20 protein-coding genes are annotated in these 21,932 nt (G+C 58.6%); 10 read left to right on the top strand and 10 right to left on the bottom strand.

Annotation, left to right across the window (positions count from 1 at the left end; genetic code table 11):
* From ACP7BN_RS12740 to ACP7BN_RS12725, 4 genes are all read left to right on the top strand, one after another.
* Positions 1-954 (top strand): bacteriophage T4 gp5 trimerisation domain-containing protein (locus ACP7BN_RS12740; protein ID WP_426204509.1); only part of this gene is annotated, 954 nt, incomplete at its 5' end.
* Positions 955-971: 17 nt separating this feature from the next.
* The gene (locus tag ACP7BN_RS12735; RefSeq protein WP_426204507.1) at positions 972-3,158 is read left to right on the top strand and encodes a phospholipase D-like domain-containing protein; all 2,187 of its coding nucleotides are present in this window, start codon (positions 972-974) and stop codon (positions 3,156-3,158) included.
* A gap of 55 nt (positions 3,159-3,213) precedes the next feature.
* Entirely contained in the window at positions 3,214-4,050 is an 837-nt protein-coding gene (locus tag ACP7BN_RS12730; protein ID WP_426204506.1) for a tetratricopeptide repeat protein, read from the top strand.
* A 124-nt stretch (positions 4,051-4,174) separates the two neighbouring features.
* Positions 4,175-4,399 carry a hypothetical protein gene (locus ACP7BN_RS12725; protein WP_426204504.1) on the top strand — a complete coding sequence of 75 codons (225 nt, stop codon included), beginning with the start codon at positions 4,175-4,177 and terminating at the stop codon, positions 4,397-4,399.
* A 157-nt stretch (positions 4,400-4,556) separates the two neighbouring features.
* Here ACP7BN_RS12725 and paoC read toward each other — a convergent pair whose 3' ends face one another.
* The 3 genes from paoC to paoA are packed head-to-tail and all read right to left on the bottom strand — an operon-like array spanning position 4,557 to position 8,346.
* Positions 4,557-6,755, bottom strand: coding sequence for an aldehyde oxidoreductase molybdenum-binding subunit PaoC (gene paoC / locus ACP7BN_RS12720; protein WP_426204502.1), 2,199 nt, complete (start codon positions 6,753-6,755; stop codon positions 4,557-4,559).
* Positions 6,752-7,708 (bottom strand): FAD binding domain-containing protein, encoded by a 957-nt coding sequence (locus tag ACP7BN_RS12715; protein WP_426204501.1) that lies wholly within the window; start codon positions 7,706-7,708, stop codon positions 6,752-6,754. Before ACP7BN_RS12715 ends, paoC begins: the two co-directional genes overlap by 4 nt.
* Positions 7,705-8,346 carry an aldehyde dehydrogenase iron-sulfur subunit PaoA gene (gene paoA, locus ACP7BN_RS12710; RefSeq protein ID WP_426204499.1) on the bottom strand — a complete coding sequence of 214 codons (642 nt, stop codon included), beginning with the start codon at positions 8,344-8,346 and terminating at the stop codon, positions 7,705-7,707. Before paoA ends, ACP7BN_RS12715 begins: the two co-directional genes overlap by 4 nt.
* A 375-nt stretch (positions 8,347-8,721) precedes the next feature.
* On the opposite strand from paoA, the gene ACP7BN_RS12705 reads away from it, so the two are divergent.
* On the top strand, positions 8,722-8,937 hold the full coding sequence (locus ACP7BN_RS12705) for a hypothetical protein (RefSeq protein WP_426204497.1): 216 nt from the start codon (positions 8,722-8,724) through the stop codon (positions 8,935-8,937).
* 43 nt (positions 8,938-8,980) lie between these two features.
* Here the strand turns inward: ACP7BN_RS12705 and ACP7BN_RS12700 are convergent, their stop codons facing one another.
* Entirely contained in the window at positions 8,981-9,253 is a 273-nt protein-coding gene (locus tag ACP7BN_RS12700; RefSeq protein WP_426204495.1) for a hypothetical protein, read from the bottom strand.
* A gap of 330 nt (positions 9,254-9,583) precedes the next feature.
* On the opposite strand from ACP7BN_RS12700, the gene ACP7BN_RS12695 reads away from it, so the two are divergent.
* Complete coding sequence (locus ACP7BN_RS12695; RefSeq protein WP_426204493.1) at positions 9,584-10,648, top strand: hypothetical protein; 1,065 nt, start codon at positions 9,584-9,586, stop codon at positions 10,646-10,648.
* A gap of 67 nt (positions 10,649-10,715) precedes the next feature.
* On the opposite strand, the gene ACP7BN_RS12690 is transcribed toward ACP7BN_RS12695, so the two are convergent.
* Positions 10,716-10,910 carry a hypothetical protein gene (locus tag ACP7BN_RS12690; RefSeq protein WP_426204492.1) on the bottom strand — a complete coding sequence of 65 codons (195 nt, stop codon included), beginning with the start codon at positions 10,908-10,910 and terminating at the stop codon, positions 10,716-10,718.
* A 109-nt stretch (positions 10,911-11,019) separates the two neighbouring features.
* On the opposite strand from ACP7BN_RS12690, the gene thpR reads away from it, so the two are divergent.
* Positions 11,020-11,544 carry an RNA 2',3'-cyclic phosphodiesterase gene (thpR, locus tag ACP7BN_RS12685; RefSeq protein WP_426204490.1) on the top strand — a complete coding sequence of 175 codons (525 nt, stop codon included), beginning with the start codon at positions 11,020-11,022 and terminating at the stop codon, positions 11,542-11,544.
* A 284-nt stretch (positions 11,545-11,828) separates the two neighbouring features.
* Here the strand turns inward: thpR and ACP7BN_RS12680 are convergent, their stop codons facing one another.
* The 5 genes from ACP7BN_RS12680 to ACP7BN_RS12660 all read right to left on the bottom strand — a co-directional run bounded on the left by ACP7BN_RS12680 (position 11,829) and on the right by ACP7BN_RS12660 (position 17,163).
* Entirely contained in the window at positions 11,829-12,926 is a 1,098-nt protein-coding gene (locus tag ACP7BN_RS12680) for a polyamine ABC transporter substrate-binding protein (protein WP_426204488.1), read from the bottom strand.
* Positions 12,927-13,108: 182 nt separating this feature from the next.
* Positions 13,109-13,984 carry an ABC transporter permease subunit gene (locus tag ACP7BN_RS12675; RefSeq protein WP_426204486.1) on the bottom strand — a complete coding sequence of 292 codons (876 nt, stop codon included), beginning with the start codon at positions 13,982-13,984 and terminating at the stop codon, positions 13,109-13,111.
* A complete protein-coding gene (locus ACP7BN_RS12670; protein ID WP_426204485.1) occupies positions 13,981-14,895 on the bottom strand; it encodes an ABC transporter permease subunit in 915 nt (304 codons plus the stop codon). The genes ACP7BN_RS12675 and ACP7BN_RS12670 overlap by 4 nt, the downstream gene beginning before the upstream one ends.
* Entirely contained in the window at positions 14,892-16,034 is a 1,143-nt protein-coding gene (gene potA, locus ACP7BN_RS12665) for a polyamine ABC transporter ATP-binding protein (protein ID WP_426204483.1), read from the bottom strand. The genes ACP7BN_RS12670 and potA overlap by 4 nt, the downstream gene beginning before the upstream one ends.
* Before the next feature lie 367 nt (positions 16,035-16,401).
* A complete protein-coding gene (locus ACP7BN_RS12660; protein ID WP_426204482.1) occupies positions 16,402-17,163 on the bottom strand; it encodes a gamma-glutamyl-gamma-aminobutyrate hydrolase family protein in 762 nt (253 codons plus the stop codon).
* Positions 17,164-17,445: 282 nt separating this feature from the next.
* Here ACP7BN_RS12660 and ACP7BN_RS12655 point away from each other — a divergent pair, with 282 nt between their 5' ends.
* The 3 genes from ACP7BN_RS12655 (at position 17,446) to ACP7BN_RS12645 (ending at position 21,930) form a co-directional block, all read left to right on the top strand.
* Positions 17,446-18,822 (top strand): glutamine synthetase family protein, encoded by a 1,377-nt coding sequence (locus ACP7BN_RS12655; RefSeq protein WP_420649450.1) that lies wholly within the window; start codon positions 17,446-17,448, stop codon positions 18,820-18,822.
* A gap of 283 nt (positions 18,823-19,105) precedes the next feature.
* Entirely contained in the window at positions 19,106-20,596 is a 1,491-nt protein-coding gene (locus tag ACP7BN_RS12650) for an aldehyde dehydrogenase (RefSeq protein ID WP_426204480.1), read from the top strand.
* A gap of 50 nt (positions 20,597-20,646) precedes the next feature.
* Positions 20,647-21,930, top strand: coding sequence for an NAD(P)/FAD-dependent oxidoreductase (locus ACP7BN_RS12645; protein WP_426204478.1), 1,284 nt, complete (start codon positions 20,647-20,649; stop codon positions 21,928-21,930).
* Positions 21,931-21,932 lie beyond the last annotated feature (2 nt).

The raw sequence follows: 21,932 nt of genomic DNA, 5'->3' as shown, positions 1-21,932 counted from the left end.
CCAGCGAACAAAACCCGCAGCGTCTTCAAAACCCTCAGCTCACCGGGTGGCGGCGGCTACAACGAACTGCGCATCGAAGACAAAAAAGGCGCCGAACAAATCTACATCCACGCCCAGCGCGACTGGGACGAAAACATTGAACACGATCAGAAAATCCGCGTCGGTAACGAACGCCACGACACGGTGATCAAGAACACTTACACCGAACTCAAAGCTGAAGAACACCGCACCACGATTTCCGACCGCAAGATCGAAGCACGCTCGGATGACCACCTCACGGTTGGGCAGAACCAGCATGTGAAGCTTGGGACGGCGCAACTGACCAGCGCTGGCAAAGAGATACATCTCAAGGCCGGACAGAATATGGTTATCGAAGCAGGTACGGAACTTACCGTGAAAGCCGGCGATAGGTTCATCAAGCTTGATGCGGGTGGCATCACTGTCGTGGGGCCGGTCATCAAGTTGAATGCCGGAGGTGCGGCGGGTGTCGGGACCGGGAATGCCGCGCTCCTGCCGCTGGTGCCGCTGCCCGCTGCTTCAGACAAGGCCGGTGAGGTACCGGAGCGTGGCGAGTCGCAACCGGCGCCGGAAGTTATCCATAAACTCAGCGCAACCATCAGTGCTGTACCCGGTCATCCCGGTTACGAAGATGAGCCCTATACGCTTTTCGCCGATGGCGCCGTGATTCAGCAAGGTCTTACGGGCGACGACGGTAAAATCAGATTTGATCACGTCCCCGGCACCCAGGTTTATGCAGTTGAACTGGTGAATGGCCATCGCTTCGAGATTGAACCCAAAGAGGAAAGCAGCCAATCAGCGGCACAGAACCAACAACTGGCACGTCAGGGTTACCGCGACTATCACGCGCACGTCGATCAGCTCGAAGCGATGAGCTCGACGGATGACTACCGTGCCGTTAAGTTGAACCCCGCCAGCAAGCCGAAGAGCCATTGAGTGCAGGAAGCAATCGAATGACGACGGATTACAGCAAAGAAGTTATCCAATTGACGCCTAAAGAACACAAGTCCACTTCCTTGACCATGGACTGGTTCGCGAGGAAAGCGCTCTACCCACCACGTGCCGGCATACATGTCACCCCTCTGATCAATGGTGATAAGGCGTTTGGCGCTGTATACGACGCCATTCAGGCCGCGACCAGGAGTGTCGAAATCATCAGTTGGGGATTCGACCCGGCGATGCGTTTCAAACCCGACAGCGATCGCATCGGTGAGTTGCTCGATGTGCGAGGTCGCCATGGGGTCAAGACTCGTGTACTGATCTGGAAAAACCCGCTGGCCAATTTTGTTGAGAACACCATCATTGGCGATGGTCTGGCTGGCTCGGGCGGAACTGCTGCGGGGTCTGGCATGGCTAAAGGGAGCGCAACTTCTGATAGCGCCGTGCAGGCTCGCCAACAACTGGAGTATCGCCGCACCGTTAACCAGCATGAACTGGCCAAACTGCGCGCTGGTCAACTGCCTGCTTACGGTACGGGTTATCGCTATCAGCAACGCGAACGTGAGTTGCAGAGCGCGCTTGCCGACATCGAATCACAACTGAACGGGCAAGGGGGCTACAACAAACTCAAAGGCTCGGGCGCGCCCAAATATTCCCCGCAGGATGAGGAATATACGCGGGAGTGGTTCAGCCGCGTCCACGATGGGCAGATGCAGAACGTCGAGTTTCGCACCCGAGACTTTTCCACTGAAATACCCCTGAATGCCGCCATCCGCGGGCCGCAGATGCGTAATGAAAAAGGACGTTTGGCGACCCTTTATCGATTGATGGAAGGGGAGGCACCCGATACCAATTTTGCGCATATGTTGCTCTTGACCCTGTTTGGCAGCCACCACCAGAAAATGGTGTTGGTGGACTATGAAGACACTGCGAACGCGGTGGGTTTCGTCATGGGTCACAATATGCATCGCAACTACTGGGATACCAGCGCGCATCTGTATGACGACAAAGCCGCACGGCGCAGTCCGGGCTTCGGTCCATGGCAGGATTTGTCGATGAAAGTCCAAGGTCCTGCACTGCATGATCTGAACCACAACTTCAGCACCGCGTGGGATAGGGAAACCTTTTGGGTCAAAAAGTGGTTTGTCGATGGCCTGCGCGATCAGCGCCAAGCCATCAAACCGGACAATTTCAGGGCCGCCGGTTCAACCATGGCGCAAATCTGTCGTACGCAACCGCAAGAAGGTGCCGAGACCTCCATTCTGGAGCTGTACCACAAAGCTTTAGGCAACGTGCGTAACTACGCTTATTTTGAAAATCAGTATTTCCGCTACCCGCCATTCGCCAAGCAGTTGCGTGAATTGGCGGCTGCTTATATCGCAAAGGGCAGAGACAAGGACTTGTACCTGTTTGTGGTCACCAACAACCCGAACGACAAGGGTTTTTCCAGTACCACCTATGCCACTTTGCAGGAACTGGGTCAGGAGCAACTGATGCCACAGGCCCAGCGCAGCCTGGTGGAAGATATGTTGCGAAAACGCAGCCAGCTGGCGTATCTGGAAACAAACCCGCACAACGATCCCTACGTACAGCGGGGTCAGCTAAATCGAGCCGAAGTACTTAAACGCGAGATTACCGAGCTGGAAAAGAAGGGTGTCACGCCTGAGGTTGAACAGCGTATGGGCGGTCTCAAACCAACAGATATTCCTGAGCTCGGAAAACCGAAACAGGCAGAGGAAGACGATCAAAAACCCTACACCTTGAAAGACATACCCGGCCTCAAGGTCGTCATCGCGACTCTGACTGCTTGTACTCCAGAACCCGGAGGCACGTTAGCCGAGGGAGAGCAGGCTTTTTTCAGGGACATCTACGTGCACTCAAAATTGCTGGTGGTGGACGATGTATTCAGTTTGCTCAGCTCTGCGAATATCAACACGCGCAGCCTGCATACCGACTCTGAGTTGGGCCTGGCTGCACCGGATGCCGAGTTGGCCAAGCATTGGCGGGAGGAGTTGTGGAAGTTGCATGTCGGTGAGTCGATTAACGATGACAAGGGGCGCTGTAATGCGTCAGCTAATTTCAAAAATTGGAACGAAGTGATGGATGAAAACTGGAAAAGAAAGAGCCAAAACAAGCCTTTGATCGAGCACTTAACTCGTTTTTGGGATGTGGAGACGCCTTATGCCAAGGCCATTGATTAAAGCCATCTCACTTTGTGCCCTCATTTTTTCACTTTTGTTGAGCGGAGCTCCGGCCATGGCTTATCCAACCTTTACCTGTGCCTACGAAAAAGACCACAACCCGCCGCTGGATACGGAAGCCGAGCGTTGGTTTCAACAGGCCCGCGCGTTGGAGAAGGTGCGAGGCGTCAAAGACTGGATAACCATCGTCGGACTCTACGAAAAAGCTATTGCCAAAGATCATTGGAAGGCGATGCACAACCTGGCGGCGCTCTACCGCACGGGTTGGCCTGGACAACCTGGTGTTGAGCAAGACACCAGCAAGATGCTGGATCTTTATGAACGCATGGTTAAACTCAAAGTTCCGCTAGGTTATTACAACTGGGCCGTGGTTGCCGAAAACGGACGAGGAGTTTTGAAGTCGGACCGGATGGCCAGCTCTTATCTGTTCCAGGCAGCGCAATTGGGCAATCCGTTGGCTCAGGTGCGCATCGGAAATTACTTTGCATTCCAATTACCTAAAGACAAACAAGATGAACTAATGGCTGAGCCCTATTTTCGATGTGCCGGTGCTCAGGATTCACCAGAGGCTATTATAGAGACGGCAGCATTCTATAAGATTTCTAAAGAAAACATGCCTCTCGCATTATTCTATTATCAACGCGCCGCATCGCTAGGTAGTTCTTCAGGATTAAATAATCTAAAAGGGGCCTTTGAACCTACCCCCCGACCAATTTATAACTTTGGATATCAGCCAGATCCTAAGCTACACGAACTGTATTCCGGTCTATGGGAGCAGCTAGAGGCTAACCCGGCGTTGCGTTTCCCTAACCTGATGAAAGATCATCCGCTCCCCGCTCATCCCAAACAAGGCTTTGACGCTGAGCATCCGGATCGCAGACCGGAAATATGAGTGAGGGATCAGTGCCGACCGTGGTGATTTGATTAGGTGCACTACAGATTGAATGACCTCGTTTGAGTACGCAGTACACGATTTAAGCAATGCGTAACTACTAAATTAATTCAGGATGAGCACGATGCGTAAATTTTTGGGAATATTATCGGCTGTGGTTTTCGCCGTTTCGATATTCAGTGCCTTGCTGTGGATGGGCGGAATTGCAGGCGCTGTAACCGGAGGAGGGAGGAATACCGTTGATGTTGACTTTCTGCTTGGGGCAGCACAAGTGTTGTTTGTCTTGAGTCTGATGCTCGCAGTGGTGGCTTTTTGCTGGCCGAAAGTAGCACAGTTAAATAATGAATAACTTTAAGTCCAAAAGACCAGTTTATAACTTTGGATAACAGCCAGATCCTAAGCATCATGACCTATCTTCCGGTCTATGGAAAAAAAACGTCGGCGCAGGTCCGACGTTTCGGGAGGGTTAGGCTTAAAGGCTTTTGACCTTTTACGCGAATGCCAGATCAGATCATCTCCGGCAACGCCGCCAACACCTTATCCAGCGTAATCGGATACTCCCGCACCCGTGCCCCGGTCGCGTTGTAAATCGCATTCGCCACCGCCGCACTCACTCCGCAAATCCCCAACTCTCCAACGCCTTTAGCCTTCATCGGCGAAGAAATCGGATCTGTCTCATCGAGGAAAATCACCTCCTGATGCGGAATGTCGGCATGCACCGGCACTTCATATCCGGCCAAGTCATGGTTGACGAAAAACCCCAGCCGCTTGTCCACCGCCAGCTCTTCCATGAGTGCCGCGCCAACGCCCATGGTCATTGCGCCGATCACCTGGCTGCGTGCCGCTTTCGGGTTGAGAATCCGCCCGGCCGCGCACACTGCCAACATGCGTCGCACGCGGACTTCACCTGTGGCGGCGTCGACGGCGACTTCGACGAAGTGCGCGCCGAAGGTCGATTGCTGATATTTGTCGGCAAGCTCGCTGAATTCGATGCTGTCCTCAACGGTTATCGCGCCGCTTTCGGCCGCGTTGCGCAGCGGTAAAGCCTTGCCCCCGGCACGCACTTGGCTATTGGCAAAAACCACTTCGCCGTCGGTCATCCCCAACTTGCTGGCCACCGCTTCGCGCAGTTTCACGCACGCCGCGTAGACCCCGGCGGTCGAGCAATTGGCGCCGAACTGACCGCCCGATCCTGCCGATACAGGGAAGTTCGAATCCCCCAGACGCACCACCACATCGTCGATGCCCACACCCATCATTTCGGCGGCAGTCTGGGCGATGATTGTGTAGCTGCCGGTGCCGATATCGGTCATGTCGGTTTCAACGGTGATCTTGCCATCGCGCTCCAATCGCACCCGTGCGCCGGATTTGACCAGCAGGTTATTGCGTATCGCCGCCGCCACGCCCATGCCGATCAGCCAGCGACCCTCGCGGCGGGTGCCAGGTTGTGCGTTACGCTTGTCCCAGCCGAAATGCTCGGCGCCGGTTTGCAGGCATTTGATCAGTTGCCGCTGCGAGAACGGCCGCTCGGTTTTCACCGGATCGACCTGCGTGTCGTTGAGGATGCGGAACTCGACCGGATCGAGTTTGAGCTTCTCGGCCATCTCGTCCATGGCGATTTCCAGCACCATCAAGCCAGGTGTTTCGCCGGGTGCGCGCATTGCATTGCCCTCGGGCAAATCCAGTGGCGCAAGGCGCATGGTGACCAGTCGATTTTGCGCTGCATAGAGCAACTGGCTCGGCTGCGCGGCGACCTCGACTTTGCCCTCGGCGAGATTGCCCGACCAGCCTTCGTGGGCGATGGCGGTGAGTTTGCCGTCCGCCGTCGCGCCCATGCGAATCCGCTGAATCGTGGCGGGGCGGTGGGTGGTGTTGTTGGCGATCTGCGGACGGGCGAGGGCGACTTTGACCGGACGCCCGGCCAGCCGTGCGCCGAGGGCCGCGAGAATCGAGTCGGCACGGATAAACAGTTTGCCGCCGAAGCCGCCACCGATGTACGGCGAAATCAGCCGCACCTTTTCCTTGGGCAGGCCCAGCGTTTCGGCGACGTCATCGACGCTCCAGCCGATCATCTGGTTTGAAGTCCACAGCGTCAGTTGATCGCCTTCCCACGCGGCCAATGTTGCGTGCGGCTCCATCATCGCGTGGGACTGATCCGGCGTGGTGTAAGTCTGATCGAATTGCACCGGCGCGGCAGCGAAAGCACCGGCAAAATCGCCATGGCTGACATCGGGTAAGTCTTCTTTCGGCTCGACGCCCTGATCGCGCACGCTGGCCAGATCAAACTCGCCTTTGGCAGTCTGGTAATCGACTTTCACCAATTGCGCGGCGGCTCGCGCCTGTTCGAAAGTCTCGGCGACTACAAGCGCCACGGCCTGGTGATAGTGCTGCACTTCAGGCCCGGCCAGCAGGTGCGCCGCATTGTATTTGCCCTTGCCGAGTTTGCCGGCATTCGCGGCGGTGACGATGGCCAGTACTCCTGGCGCAGCCTTGGCGTCGTCGAGATTGATATGGGTAATGCGCCCCTTCGCGATGGCTGAACCGACCATGAAACCGTAGGCCTGATTGGCCACCGCGTCGTGTTGTTCATAGGCGTAAGGCGCCTGACCGCACGTCTTCAGCTTGCCTTCGATGCGGTCGGTGGGCTTGCCGATGACTCTCAACTGGTCAATCGGATTGGTGGTGGCGGGCGTGTCGAATTTCATGCTTCGTCCCTCGCTTGGGCCAGCACCGAGGCGAGCGTGCGTTCGACCAGGGTCACTTTGAATTGGTTGTCGTCAGTCGGCGTGGCGCCTTCGAGCAGCTTCGCGCTGACCGCTTTGGCGCCTTGCGGCACCAGTGCCTCGGCGGCTTCCACACGCCAAGGTTTGGGGGCGATGCCACCGACGGCGATACGCGCGCTGCCATCCTTCTGCAAGATCACGCCGACCGACACCAGTGCAAAAGCGTACGACGCCCGGTCCCGCACCTTGTGATAGACGTGGGTGCCGCCCAGTGGCGCGGGCAGGGTGACTGCGGTGATCATCTCGCCCGGCGTCAGGCTGGTTTCGATGTTCGGCGTATTGCCCGGCAACAGATGAAAATCAGCGATGGCGATGCTGCGTGTGCTGCCATCCGCTTTGACCGTTTCAATCTGAGCATCCAGCGCGCGCATGGCAATCGCCATATCGCTCGGGTGCGTGGCGATGCACGCGTCGCTGACACCGATGATCCCCAACTGCCGAGTGACGCCGCCAATCGCCGAGCAGCCGCTGCCGGGATTGCGTTTGTTGCAAGCCTGGTTCGTGTCGTAGAAATACGGGCAGCGCGTGCGTTGCAGCAGGTTGCCGGCGGTGGTCGCCATGTTGCGTAACTGACCGGAAGCGCCGGCGAGCAGGGCGCGGGACAGCAGTGCGTAGTCTTTTCTGACGCGCGCATCGGCCGCCAGATCGGTATTGCGCACCAGCGCGCCGATGCGTAAGCCGCCCTCGGGCGTGGCTTCGATTTGATCGAGTCCCAGGTGATTAACGTCGATCAGATGCAGCGGCGTTTCGATGTCGAGCTTCATCAGGTCCAGCAGATTGGTGCCGCCGGCAATGAACTTTGCGCCCTCAAATTGCGCGGCTTGCGCAGCAGCGGCAGCAGGGGAGTCGGCGCGGCTGTAATTGAACGGTCTCATGCCGGCACCTCCGCGACTTCGCTGATCGCTTCGATGATGTTCGAGTACGCACCGCAACGGCAGATATTGCCGCTCATGCGTTCCTGAAATTCACTGGCGATCAATTGCGGCGAGTCGGTCAGACTCGGGCTGACGTGGCTCGGTATGCCGTCACGAATTTCCTGCAATACGGCCACCGCCGAGCAGATCTGCCCCGGCGTGCAATAGCCGCACTGGTAACCGTCGTGCTTGATGAACGCGGCCTGCATCGGATGCAATTTGTCAGGCATGCCGAGGCCTTCGATGGTGGTGATCTCCGAGCCTTGGTGCATCACCGCCAGGCTCAGGCAGGAATTGATCCGTCGGCCATCGGCGATCACCGTGCACGCACCGCACTGGCCGTGGTCGCAGCCTTTCTTGGTGCCGGTCAGGTGCAGGTGTTCGCGCAGTGCGTCGAGCAGGGTGGTGCGATTATCGACCTCCAGCGCCTGCGCCTTGCCGTTGACTTGCAGGCTGACTTTGCTCATGGACGGTTGCTCCAGATTGGCGGCGTAGGCTTTGAGGCTGATGAACGGCGGCATGGCGAACGCCGTCGCGGTGACGGCGCCGATAATCAGAAATTGTCGTCGGGATAGGGTTAACGGCTCACGGTTGTCCATTGCTGCAATTCCTCTCAATCAGGGCGGCAGGGTTCACAGGACCCGCTCAGGCGTGCCGGCATGCATGCCAGTCTCGTTCTAGGAGTGACCGCCGGAGAGAGGAAAAGGTTTTTGCGGATTTGAGCTATAGAGTTATGCGGTTTGTTCATGAATCAGTTTGAGATGTGGCCTCTGCGGCAATTGGCGCGACGGCCATTTGCGTAACGGCGAGTATTCGTTTGCACAATCGATTGGAAGTGACGAACGGCTATCGGCGGTCAGTGAATCATCGGTCTTTTACCCGGTCGTATCTGCGGCTGTGCGCACTCCGTCTCCAGGGCGGGGGCAGCGCTGGCCGTTTCCGTCGTCAAGACTTTGGTTTTAGGGATGTTCTGAATGAAGCGCGCAACCACTTTGCTGCTGACCGTTTCCGCTGCCGTGCTGCTGGGCGGCTGTGTAGCCGACTTTGATGATGACCATCGCCATGGTCGCCACTACGACCGAGATCATGGCCGCTATCAGGATCAGGATCGCCGCGACAGTCGCTGGGATGACCGCGATGACGACCGCCGCGACGGGCGTCGTTATCGCCGTGACCGCGATGATGACTGATTGAACGAGGAGGGCGTTGCCGCAATGGCAACGCCCTCAGGCTTTAAAAGTGAGCGCTCGCCCGGACGCGGGAACGCGCAGGCTTCGCAGCCTCTAGATCCAGCAAATGGGTGGCGAGAATGTCGCTCAGAAAGCGGAACTGATCGTTGATGCCGACCACTTCGTTACTGAAGTGATTGCTCGCGGCGGGCATCAGCAGGTCTTCGAAATCTTCGTTGAACAGCAATGCTGCGGTTTTGCGCGACACGACTTGCTGGTCGTAGTAGTTGCTGCCAAATACCGGAAAGCTCACGGCGAGGGTGACGGTAGTGATCATGATGTGAAGGCCTCGTTGTGTGTCTCGGATGAGCTGCATCCTGCGCCAGCGGGTTTGAGCGCGGAAGGCAATCGTCGCGATGGTGAATATCGACGCCAGTGATGGTCGGGATTTGTGTTGGATTCGCGGGCCTCATCGCTGGCAAGTCGAATCGTCGCACCGCAGCTCCCACAGGGATTTGTGTTGAACCCATAATTTGGCAACACCACTGAACCCTGTGGGAGCTGGCTTGCCAGCGATGAGGCCGGCACATCCGGCATCACTCTGAACTGACCCACCTATACTCAAATCATCACCTCCAAACCCGAGCCACCAAAGGAAACCGCCACCGTGAACCTGCGTGCGCTGATCGTCGCCGCAATGTTTTTGCTGGCTGGCTGCGCGACCACCGCGCGGGCCCCAGTAACCGCGCCAGCAGTGTTCGTTTCGCCCGCCACCTGGCAGCAGATCGACCGTGAAATCGTCAGCGCCTCCCAGCAAGCCACCGAGCAGGTCAAGCTGTTCGCCCGGGGTTCGATGGAACATTGGCGCACTCGGGTCTATCAGCAAACTGAAGAAAATTTCATCCCGTGGTTCAGCAGCTACTGGACCCAGGAATGGTTGTCGGTGAAAGTCAGCTGGTACACCATCAGCGCCAGCGGCGAGCAAGATGCCTCGGAGAAGCGACTGGCCGCCTATCTGCTTGAGAAGTATCAGGAAAAGGTCTTGGCGCCAGTGGCGGTGGAAATCGATCCGGATGCGATCCTCAGCCAGGCGACGGGGTATTACGCGCAGTTGATGGCGCAGCAGATGCCGCTCATCGCCCAGCGTCACCGTGTGCCGGTCGCGCAACTCAATGGACGCTTACAGAAAGTCCCGGCCATCGCGCTGGGGCCGCCTGCTGCGCGCAATGCCTCGCTGTATCAGATTGTCAGCACTGAACCGCTGAATACCTTGCCGGCCTACGCCGCGCTGATCGACAAGATTCACACCGATGGCGGTTCCAAAGGCGTTGGCTCGACTGAGTCTGCGATGGCCCCGGTGGCCAAACGCGCAAGCAAGCGCATCGAGGCCGAGATGGCCCCGCGCGGTGCCGCCAGTGCGGTGGCGGCAGCAGCGGGGAAACTCGCCGGTGCGTTGATCTCGGTGGGCGTGATCGGCATTCGCGCGATCATCCAGGCCAGCGATCGCCCGGACAGCGAAGCGCTGATCCGCAGCAGCCTGGGCAATACCTTCGACAAGGCCTGGTTGAAACTGGTGCAGAACCCGACCACCGGTGTCATGGCCGGCACGCTGCACATCGCCGGGCAGGTGGAAGGCAATCTTGGCGGGAGGGATGAGCCGTCGGTCGGGCTGGGCAGCAATCGTGTCGAATGGCGGCCGCCGGAGACGACTACCCAGCAGGTCGATCCCTAAACCCGCAACATCTTCATCGACTGACCCACCGCCATCGCCAGCAGGCTGGCTCCTACAGGTTTTGTGGTCACTCTGCCGACGGGGTGATCCGGCAGCTTTTACGCTGGCGGATTTCTTCGTCCGTCGGCCGCTCCTGCACGAATTCGAAACGCGGCTCGCCCTCGCTGTAGTGCACCAGCCAGCCCCATTCCAGCTCCTGTTCATCCTGCCCGGGATGCGGCGGTCGCGCCCACCACGGTTCTTTGCTGAGGATCTCGCGCATCACGGCCTCCGGTTGCTTGGCAATCCATCAACTATAACCCTCGTGTCACGGGTCGCCAGAAATGGCCGTGTAGAATTCGCCAGACATGACGAGTGAAGGAGAGAGCGCCATGACCGATGACACAGGGAAAAGGCTGTTTTTTGCATTGGACTGTCCGCCAGCGCAGCGCAAAGCCATTGCGCAGTGGCGTAGCGAGTTGGGCCTGCGCACCGGCAAACCAGTGCCAGCGGATAACTTTCATCTGACGTTGCTGTTTCTCGGTGACGTGCCATTGGCGCAGGTTGCCGGCGTTTGCGACGCTGCATCCAAGGTGAGTACGCCGGGCGAAGCGCTGAAGATTTCGCTGGATCGCTTGCAGGTCTGGCACCGCGCGGGCGTGTTGGCGCTGGCGCCCGAACAGGCACCGCCGGGGTTGCTGCGTTTGGTGTATGCGCTGGAGCAGGCGATGTTGCCGTTTGGTTTTGAAGAGGCGAATCGCGAGTATCGCCCGCATCTGACGCTGGCTCGCGACTTTCGCGCGCAAGAGCCGGAATCTGCCACGCCGCCGGAGTTTTTTCTGCACGCTGAACGCTTTGCCCTGTTCGAATCGCACAAGGGCCGCTATCGCACACTGGCGGATTGGCCGCTGATCTGAAGCCACAAAAAAAGGCGCCCGAGGGCGCCTGAATTCACCTGAGCCGAGGGAGCCAGGTGAGGCCGTTCATATGCAGGGTGCAGCGGTGGTAAGGCGCTGCGTGAACGGGAAAACTAGAAAATTTTGAATTACCTAAAACCCTGTGGGAGCGGCGGTTCGACGATTCGACTTGCCCGCGATGAGGTCATCACCTTCAACATAGTTGGTGACTGACTCACCGCCATCGCTGGCAAGCCAGCTCCCACAGGTTTATCGGTGTCGTCACAATGTTCAATCAGCCGGGGTTACTTACCGAGTTTTACGCGGGTCCAGCCACGCGTCATGATCCGCTGCGTGGCAATCGGCTGGTCAGGCACCGCATACAACGTCGCCATCACCGCTTGCGACGGGTACGAACCCGGGTCGTTGCGAATCGCTTCATCGACCAATGGCGTAGCCGCCGAATTGGCGTTGCTGTAGCCGTTGCTGTTGGTGATTTCGGCAATGATGTCCGGGCGCATCAGGAAGTCCATGAACAGGTAAGCGTTGTCGACGTTGGCCGCATCGCGCGGGATGGCGACCATGTCGTAGAAACTGCCGGCGCCTTCTTTGGGAATGCTGTAATCGATCTTCACGTTATTCCCCGATTCGACTGCGCGCGCCTTGGCTTGCAATACGTCACCGGAGTAACCGACCGCCACACAGATGTTGCCGTTGGCCAGATCGGAGATGTACTTCGAGGAATGGAAATACGCCACGTTCGGGCGGATCTTCATGAACAGCGCTTCGGCTTCCTTGATGTGCGCGGTGTCCTTGTCGTTCACCGGGTAACCCAGATAGTGCAGGGCGGCCGGGATCATTTCGGTCGGCGAATCGAGGAAGCTGATGCCACAGGCTTTAAGCTTCTCGGCGTTTTCCGGTTTGAACAGCAGGTCCCAGGAGTTGGTCGGGGCATTGGCGCCAAGCACTTCCTTGACCTTGGCCGGGTTGAAGCCGATGCCGATCGAACCCCACATGTACGGGAACGCATGGGCGTTATCCGGATCGCTGGCAGCGGCGTTTTTCAGCAGCACCGGGTTGAGGTTTTTCCAGTTTGGCAGTTTGGATTTGTCCAGCGTCTGATAGACCCCGGCCTTGATCTGCTTGGCCAGAAAACTGTTGGACGGCACCACCAGGTCATAGCCGGATTTGCCCGCCAGCAGGCGTGCTTCCAGGGTTTCGTTGCTGTCGAACACGTCGTAGGTCACGCGAATCCCGGTCTCGTCTTCGAACTTCTTGACGGTGTCCGGGGCGATGTAGTCCGACCAGTTGTAAACGCGCAGCACCTTGTCGTTGGCCTGGACGCCCGTGGCGATTGCGCCCACTAAGGACAGTGTGAGCAGAGTCCTGCCAAACATTTTCATCGGTACAACTCCATTCTTTTTATTCAAAAACACAAGCTGGTATGCATAGAACCTGTGGCGAGGGGGCTTCTGTGGCGAGGGAGCTTGCTCCCGCTTGAGTGCGCAGCGCTCACAAGCTTTTTGGGGCCGCTGCGCAGCCCAGCGGGAGCAAGCTCCCTCGCCACAGTTCCAGTCGCCATTACTTAAGCAGCGGCGGCACGTTGCGGCTGTTGCCACGACTCGTTCGCCGTCTGGTCCATCGCTTCCTGAATCGCCCGTTTACGGTTGGCTTCTGCCCTGCGGCCGAAGTACCAGACCAGGAACGTCACCAGCGACACCGCCAGCAGAATCAGACTGGCCACCGCGTTGATCTCAGGCTTCACGCCCAGACGCACCGCCGAGAACACTTCCATCGGCAAGGTCGTCGAACCCGGTCCGGACACGAAGCTCGCCAACACCAGATCATCCAGCGACAAGGCAAACGACATCATCCCGCCCGCTGCCAGCGACGGCGCGATCATCGGAATGGTGATCAGGAAAAACACCTTGAACGGCTTCGCCCCGAGATCCATCGCGGCTTCTTCGATCGACAGATCCAGTTCACGCAAACGGGCGGAGACGACCACCGCCACATAAGCCGCGCAGAATGTGGTGTGGGCGATCCAGATCGTGACGATGCCACGCTCCTGCGGCCAGCCGATCAACTGCGCCATCGCCACAAACAGCAGCAGCAGCGACAGACCGGTAATCACCTCAGGCATCACCAGCGGCGCGGTGACCAGGCCACCAAACAGCGTGCGACCCTTGAAGCGCGTGACGCGGGTCAGCACGAACGCGGCGAGGGTGCCCAACGCCACAGCGGCAATCGCGGTGTAGCAGGCGATTTCCAGCGAGCGCACCACCGAGCCCATCAGTTGCGTGTTGTCGAGCAGGCCGACGTACCACTTCAGCGACCAGCCGCCCCACACCGTCACCAGTTTGGATGCGTTGAACGAGTAGATCACCAGAATCAGCATCGGCAGATAAATAAACATCAAACCGAAGATCAACATGAACTTGGAAAATCCGAAGCGTTTCATCCCCGTGCCTCCATCTCTTTGGCCTGGCTGCGGTTGAACAGCAGAATCGGCACAATCAGGATCAACAGCATCACCACCGCCAGCGCGGACGCCACCGGCCAGTCGCGGTTATTGAAGAACTCTTGCCACAGCACACGCCCGATCATCAGCGTCTCCGGGCCACCCAGCAGTTCCGGAATCACGAACTCACCGACCACCGGAATGAACACCAGCATGCAACCGGCGATGATGCCGTTCTTGGCCAGCGGCACGGTAATTTTCCAGAAGTTGTTGAAGTTGCTCGAACCCAGATCCTGCGCTGCTTCCAGCAGGCTGCCATCGTGTTTCACCAGGTTGGCATACAGCGGCAATACCATGAACGGCAGATAGGCATACACGACACCTATATAGACGGCCGTGTTGGTGTTGAGGATCTCGATCGGGTGATCGGTCAGCCCGGTCCACATCAAAAAGCCGTTGAGCAAACCGTTGTTGCTGAGGATGCCCATCCACGCATAAACGCGGATCAGGATCGCAGTCCAGGTCGGCATCATGATCAACAGCAGCAGGACGTTTTGCGTTTCCTTGTTGGCCTTGGTGATCGCGTAGGCCATCGGGAAACCGAGTACCAGACACATCAGGGTGCTCAGCGCCGCGACCTTCAACGAACCTATATACGCCGAGAGGTACAGCTCATCTTCGCCAAGCATCGTGTAGTTGCCGATGTTCAGCAGCAGCTGGAATTTCTGCTCGGCGAAGGTGTAGATCTCCGAGTAGGGCGGGATCGACAGCGCGGCTTCCGAGAAGCTGATCTTCATCACCAGAAAGAACGGCAGCATGAAGAACAGGAACAGCCAGATGAACGGAATGCCGATCACCAGTTTTCGCCCGCTGGGCACCAGGCGCAGGAATTGCTGATTGAAGGTTCTCATGAGCGCAGTACCACGCCGCTGTCATCTTCCCACCAGACGTAAACCTGATCGTCCCAGGTCGGCCGCGCGCCACGGCGTTCGGCGTTGGCCATGAACGACTGGACGATCTTGCCGCTCGGCAATTGCACGTAAAACACCGAGTGGCCGCCGAGGTAGGCGATGTCATGCACTTTGCCTTCGGACCAGTTGTAGCGGGTCTCGGGTTTGACGGTGCTGACGAGCATTTTTTCCGGGCGGATCGCGTAGGTGATCGACTTGTCCTGCACCGAAGTGCTGACGCCATGACCGACGTAGATTTTCTGCTGCAAATCCGGGCAGTGAATGATCGCGTGGCCTTCAAGGTCCTCGACCACGGTGCCGTCGAAGGCATTCACGTTGCCGATGAATTCGCAGACCATGCGGCTGACCGGTGCTTCATAGATGTCGACCGGGCTGCCGATCTGCGCGATCCAACCGAGGTGCATGATCGCGATGCGCTCGGCCATGGTCATGGCCTCTTCCTGGTCGTGGGTCACCATCACGCAAGTCACGCCCACGCGTTCGATGATTTCCACCAGTTCCAGTTGCATCTGCGAGCGGAGTTTTTTATCCAGCGCGCCCATGGGTTCGTCGAGCAGCAACAGCTTGGGGCGCTTGGCCAGTGAGCGGGCGAGGGCGACGCGCTGACGCTGACCGCCGGACAGTTGATGCGGGCGGCGCTTGGCGTATTGGGTCATGTGCACCAGACGCAGCATCTCTTCAACGCGCGCGTCGATTTCACTGGCGGGCAAACGGTCCTGCTTGAGGCCGAAGGCAATGTTCTGCGCCACGGTCATGTGCGGGAACAAGGCGTAGGACTGGAACATCATGTTGATCGGCCGCTCGTACGGCGGCATGTCGGTGATGTCCACACCGTCGAGGAAGATGCGTCCGTCAGTCGGGCGCTCGAAACCGGCGAGCATGCGCAGGAGGGTCGATTTGCCCGAACCGGAGCCGCCGAGCAAGGCGAAGATTTCGCCTTGCTTGATCTCCAGGGACACGTCGTCCACTGCGATGGTTTCGTCGAATTTCTTGGTGACTCGATCGACTTTCAACAGCACCTTTTTCGGTTGCTGCTGACCTTCAAGAGCCTTCCTGTATGTGCTGGAGGCGTTTGCCATGTGAAACTCCCAACAGGTTTCAGTCGCCGGGCCAACGTGGCCTGGCTTAAGAGTGGATTGCAGAGCGGCAGGACATTTGTGTCGGATCGCATACCCCTGTGGGAGCTGGCTTGCCAGCGATGGCGGTCGAGTAGTCACCCTTTATGTTGAAGGTGACGGCCTCATCGCTGGCAAGCCAGCTCCCACAGGGTTTTGCATTGATTCGACTGACAACATTCCTGCCGATCCGGCTTGGTCGGCGCCGCCGTCCTGGCTGCCTGGGTCGTACTTGTTGTTATTACGGGTGTTGTTTTTCACGGATGCCGGATGCGCAAAGGCACACCCGTCATGCGTGGGGCAGTAAATCGTCAGGTGATTCTTGGGATGGTCAGCGCTGGTTACGCTGCACCGCGCGTTGCCGGCAGGCCGCACCGAATGCCTGGAAAATCTTCAGGTAGTTCGGGTTGTCCAGCACTTGCCATTCCGGGTGCCATTGCACACCGACGGCGAAGGTCGCGCTGTGTTCGACCGAGATCGCCTCGATCAAGCCATCCGGCGCGACGGCCTCGGCGCGCAGGCCGGGGGCGAGGCGGTCGATGCCCTGGCTATGAATCGAATTGACCTGAAATTCTCCGGGCAACTCCAGCGCTTGGAATACGCCACCGCCGAGCACGGTCACGGCATGCGCCGGGGCGTACTGCACGGCGACATCCGGGCTATCGGCCTCGCGGTGATCGAGCATGCCCGGCAACTCATGCACCTTCTGATGAAGGCTGCCGCCGAACGCCACATTCATTTCCTGGAAGCCGCGGCAAATACCCAGCACCGGAACGCCCGCCGCAATCGCTGCACGTAATAAAGGAAGGGTCGTGGCATCCCGCGCCGGATCGTGATCCGTGCCGGGAGCGCTGGCCGGGCCTTGATAGTGGAAAGGTTCCACATTGGACGGTGAGCCGGTCAGCAGCAGACCGTCGAGCTGACCGAGCAGGTCATCGATTTCAGTCTGAGTGCCAAGAGAAGGAATGACCACTGGCAACCCCAAAGCCGCGACGCTGACAGCACGCAAGTACTTGTCGCCGCTGACGTGGTAGGGGTGCAGGCCAATCTGTTTGACGCACGCAGTAACGCCGATCAATGGCTTGAATGCCATTTTTATTCACCTCGAAGTTTGACACTTGAACGAGCTTTTCCGGAGCTTAGCCTCGTTGATTTTAATTAACAACTGCCATGTAAAAAATTCTAAACGCCATTCATCAAATCTTCATGATTCTCGGGCCTTTGGCGTCTGGTCTGGCACGCAAGTGCCCTGAAAGCCCCTGAAAATAAACGCTGAGCGGCCAGGTGTTCGCTATTGACTTCACTTTGCCTTTCGGATTGACTGGCTCGGCGAAACAGCAGTGAACATAATAATTAACAGCTAAATAGGTGCATCATGTCGGTCCCTCTGCGTACCGTTCAACTCAACGAAGCAAACGCATTCCTTAAGAAATATCCTGAGGTTTTGTACGTCGACCTTCTGATTGCGGATATGAACGGTGTGGTGCGCGGCAAGCGCATCGAACGCACCAGTCTTCATAAGGTTTACGAGAAAGGCATCAACCTGCCGGCCTCGCTCTTCGCCCTCGACATCAATGGCTCCACGGTGGAAAGCACCGGTCTGGGTCTGGACATCGGCGACGCCGACCGGATCTGCTACCCGATTCCCGGCACCCTCAGCATCGAGCCGTGGCAGAAACGCCCGACCGCCCAATTGCTGATGACCATGCACGAAATCGAAGGCCAGCCATTCTTCGCTGACCCGCGTGAAGTGTTGGCCAATGTGGTGCGCAAGTTCGACGACCTCGGTCTGACCATTTGTGCGGCGTTCGAACTGGAGTTCTACCTGATCGACCAGGACAACGTGAACGGCCGCCCGCAGTCGCCACGTTCGCCGGTTTCCGGCAAGCGTCCGGTATCGACGCAGGTGTATCTGATCGACGACCTCGACGAATACGTCGACTGCCTGCAAGACATCCTCGAGGGCGCGAAAGAGCAGGGCATCCCCGCCGACGCCATCGTCAAGGAAAGCGCCCCGGCGCAGTTCGAAGTCAACCTGCACCACGTCTCCGATCCTATAAAAGCCTGCGATTACGCGGTGCTGCTCAAGCGTCTGGTGAAGAACATCGCCTACGACCACGAGATGGACACCACCTTCATGGCCAAGCCGTATCCGGGTCAGGCGGGTAACGGTCTGCACGTGCACATTTCGATTCTGGATAAAGAAGGCAACAACATCTTCGCCAGTGAGGAGCCCGAGCAGAACGCCGCACTGCGTCACGCGATCGGCGGTGTGCTCGAGACCCTTCCTGCGCAGATGGCTTTCCTGTGCCCGAACGTCAACTCGTACCGCCGCTTCGGCGCGCAGTTTTACGTGCCGAACTCGCCGTGCTGGGGCATCGACAACCGCACTGTGGCGATCCGTGTGCCGACCGGTTCTGCCGACGCCGTGCGCATCGAGCACCGCGTTGCCGGCGCGGATGCCAACCCGTATCTGCTGATGGCTTCGGTGCTGGCCGGTATTCACCACGGTCTGACCAACCAGATCGAACCGGGCGCTCCGGTTGAAGGCAACAGCTACGAGCAGAACGAACAGAGCCTGCCGAACAACCTGCGCGACGCATTGCGCGAACTGGACGACAGCGAAGTCATGGCCCGCTACATCGACCCGCTGTACATCGACGTGTTTGTCGCGTGCAAAGAGAGCGAGTTGGCCGAGTTCGAGAACTCGATTTCTGACCTTGAGTACAACTGGTATCTGCATACGGTGTGATGGGTTTGGGCCCTCAAAAGCCCAAGAGCCCCTCACCCTAACCCTCCCGAAACGTCGGACCGCCCGGAGGGAGAGGGGACTGAACGAGTTGTCTTGAGAAATTCAGCGACCTGAGCGATCCAGTCGATTATGGATTCGGCAAAAATTTTTCAGGTCACCGTAGCTCTTCAGCATCCCCCGATCGGTCCCCTCTACCCCTGGGAGAGGGCTAGGGTGAGGGCAACAATCTCAAGCCGAATACATAACCCAGACACCCCCAAATCCCCCTTGTCGAGCCACAACAATGACAACTACCCGCACCGACTGGGAACAACGCTTCCAGTCTCTCAGCATCGAAGCCCGCGCGTTCATCAACGGTGAATACCGCCCGGCCATCAGCGGCGACACCTTCGAATGCACAAGCCCGGTGGACGGCCGTTTTCTCGCCGCCGTCGCCAGCACCGATGAAGCCGACGCCAATCTCGCCGTCGAAGCTGCACGCCAATCGTTCGAGTCCGGTATCTGGGCGAACAAAGCCCCGGCCGAGCGCAAGCGCATCCTGATTCGCTTCGCCGATCTGATCCTGCAGAACCAGGAAGAGCTGGCGCTGCTCGAAACCCTCGACATGGGCAAACCGATCAGCGATTCGATGAGCATCGACATCCCGGCGACCGCCAACGCGATCCGTTGGAGCGCCGAAGCCATCGACAAGATCTACGATGAAGTCGCCGCTACGCCGCATGATCAACTCGGCCTGATCACTCGTGAACCTTCGGGCGTGGTCGCGGCCATCGTGCCGTGGAACTTCCCGCTGATCATGGCCAGCTGGAAATTCGCCCCGGCTCTGGCGGCGGGCAACTCGTTCATTCTCAAGCCTTCGGAAAAATCCCCGCTGACCGCGATTCGTATCGCGCAGTTGGCGCTGGACGCCGGCATCCCGAAAGGCGTGTTCAACGTGCTGCCAGGCTTCGGTCACACCGTCGGCAAGGCGCTGGCGTTGCACATGGACGTCGACGTGCTGGCCTTCACCGGTTCGACGGCGATTGCGAAGCAACTGATGATTTATGCAGGCCAGAGCAACATGAAACGCGTCTGGCTCGAAGCCGGCGGCAAGAGCCCGAACGTGGTGTTCGCCGACGCTCCGGATTTGCGCGCAGCCGCTCAAGCGGCAGCCAGCGCTATCGCTTTCAACCAGGGGGAAGTGTGCACCGCTGGTTCGCGTCTGCTGGTCGAGCGTTCGATCCGCGAGCAATTCATTCCGCTGCTGGTGGAAGCGCTGCAAGCGTGGAAACCCGGTCACGCGCTGGACCCGGCGACCACCGTCGGTGCCGTCGTGGATCAGCGGCAACTGGACAATGTGCTGCGTTACATCAGCATCGGTCGCGAGCAGGGCGCTGAACTGATCGCTGGCGGCAAACGCACCCTCGAAGACACCGGTGGCCTGTACGTCGAGCCGGCGCTGTTCGACGGCGTGACCAACGCCATGACCATCGCCCAGGAAGAAATCTTCGGCCCGGTGCTGGCGCTGATCACCTTCGACACCGTTGAAGAAGCACTGCAGATCGCCAACGACAGCATCTTCGGCCTCGCCGCCGGCGTGTGGACCAGCAACCTGAGCAAGGCGCACACCTTCGCCCGTGGCTTGCGCGCCGGCAGCGTGTGGGTCAACCAGTACGACGGCGGTGACATGACCGCGCCGTTCGGTGGCTTCAAACAGTCGGGCAACGGTCGCGACAAATCGCTGCACGCGTTCGACAAGTACACCGAGCTGAAAGCGACCTGGATCAAGCTCTAACTCTTTTACAGCGGCGGCCGCCATCAACCGGCGGCCCTCGGAGAATAAAAATGAAACAACAACACGTAAACAGCTACTACGCCGCCACCCGCAATGAAGTCATCGATTTTCCGACGCTGGAAGAAGCGGTGGATTGCGATGTGTGCATCATTGGCGCCGGCTACACCGGTCTGTCCTCGGCACTGTTCCTCACCGAGGCTGGCTACAAAGTCACCGTGCTGGAAGCGGCGAAAGTCGGCTACGGCGCCAGCGGTCGCAATGGCGGGCAACTGGTCAACTCCTACAGCCGCGACGTCGATGTGATCGAAGCGCGCTACGGCGACAAGACTGCCGAGATTCTCGGCAGCATGATCTTCGAAGGCGCCGACATCATCCGTTCGCGCATCAAGGACTACGACATCAAATGCGACTACCGCCCGGGCGGCATTTTCGCAGCGATGAACAAGAAACAACTCAACGGTCTGGCCGAGCAGAAACGCGGCTGGGAACGCTACGGCAACCATAATCTGAAGATGCTCGACGCCGCGCAGATTCGCCGCGAAGTTGGCTCCGACGCTTACGTCGGCGGTCTGCTGGACATGCAGGGCGGCCATGTTCACCCGCTGAACCTGGCGCTCGGTGAAGCCGCTGCCATCGTGCGTCTCGGTGGCAAGATCTACGAGCAATCGGCTGCGGTGGAAATCAGCTACGGCGAACCGATCACCGTGCGCACGGCCAAAGGTCTGGTGCGCGCCAAGTACCTGCTGATCGCCGGCAATGCCTATCTGCCGCAAGGCCTCGACAACCGCGTGACCGCCAAGAGCATGCCGTGCGGTTCGCAAATCGTCGTCACCGAACCGCTGACCGAAAAGCAGGCACGCAGCCTGATCACCAACAACTACTGCGTCGAAGACTGCAACTATCTGTTGGATTACTACCGTCTGACCGCGGACAACCGTTTGCTCTACGGCGGCGGTGTGGTTTATGGCGCGCGTGAGCCGGACGACATCGAACAGCTGATCCGTCCGAAGATCCTCAAGACCTTCCCGCAGCTCAAAGACGTGAAGATCGACTACCGCTGGACCGGCAACTTCCTGCTGACCATGTCCCGCATGCCGCAATTCGGCCGCATCGAGAAAAACGCCTACTACATGCAAGGCTACAGCGGCCACGGCGTCACCTGCTCGCACCTGGCCGGCAAACTGATCTCGGAAATGATCCGCGGCGACGCCGAACGCTTCGACGCCTTCGCATCGTTGCCGCACATGCCAATGCTCGGCGGCCGCACCTTCTCCGCGCCCCTCACCGCCCTCGGCGCCGTGTACTACTCGCTGCGCGACCGCTTCGGCATCTAGTT

Origin of the sequence: Pseudomonas sp. TWP3-1 (assembly GCF_049896625.1) — a bacterium.
GTDB lineage: Bacteria > Pseudomonadota > Gammaproteobacteria > Pseudomonadales > Pseudomonadaceae > Aquipseudomonas.
Note: the sequence above shows the minus strand (reverse complement) of the source record. Positions and strands in the feature narration are given on the sequence as shown.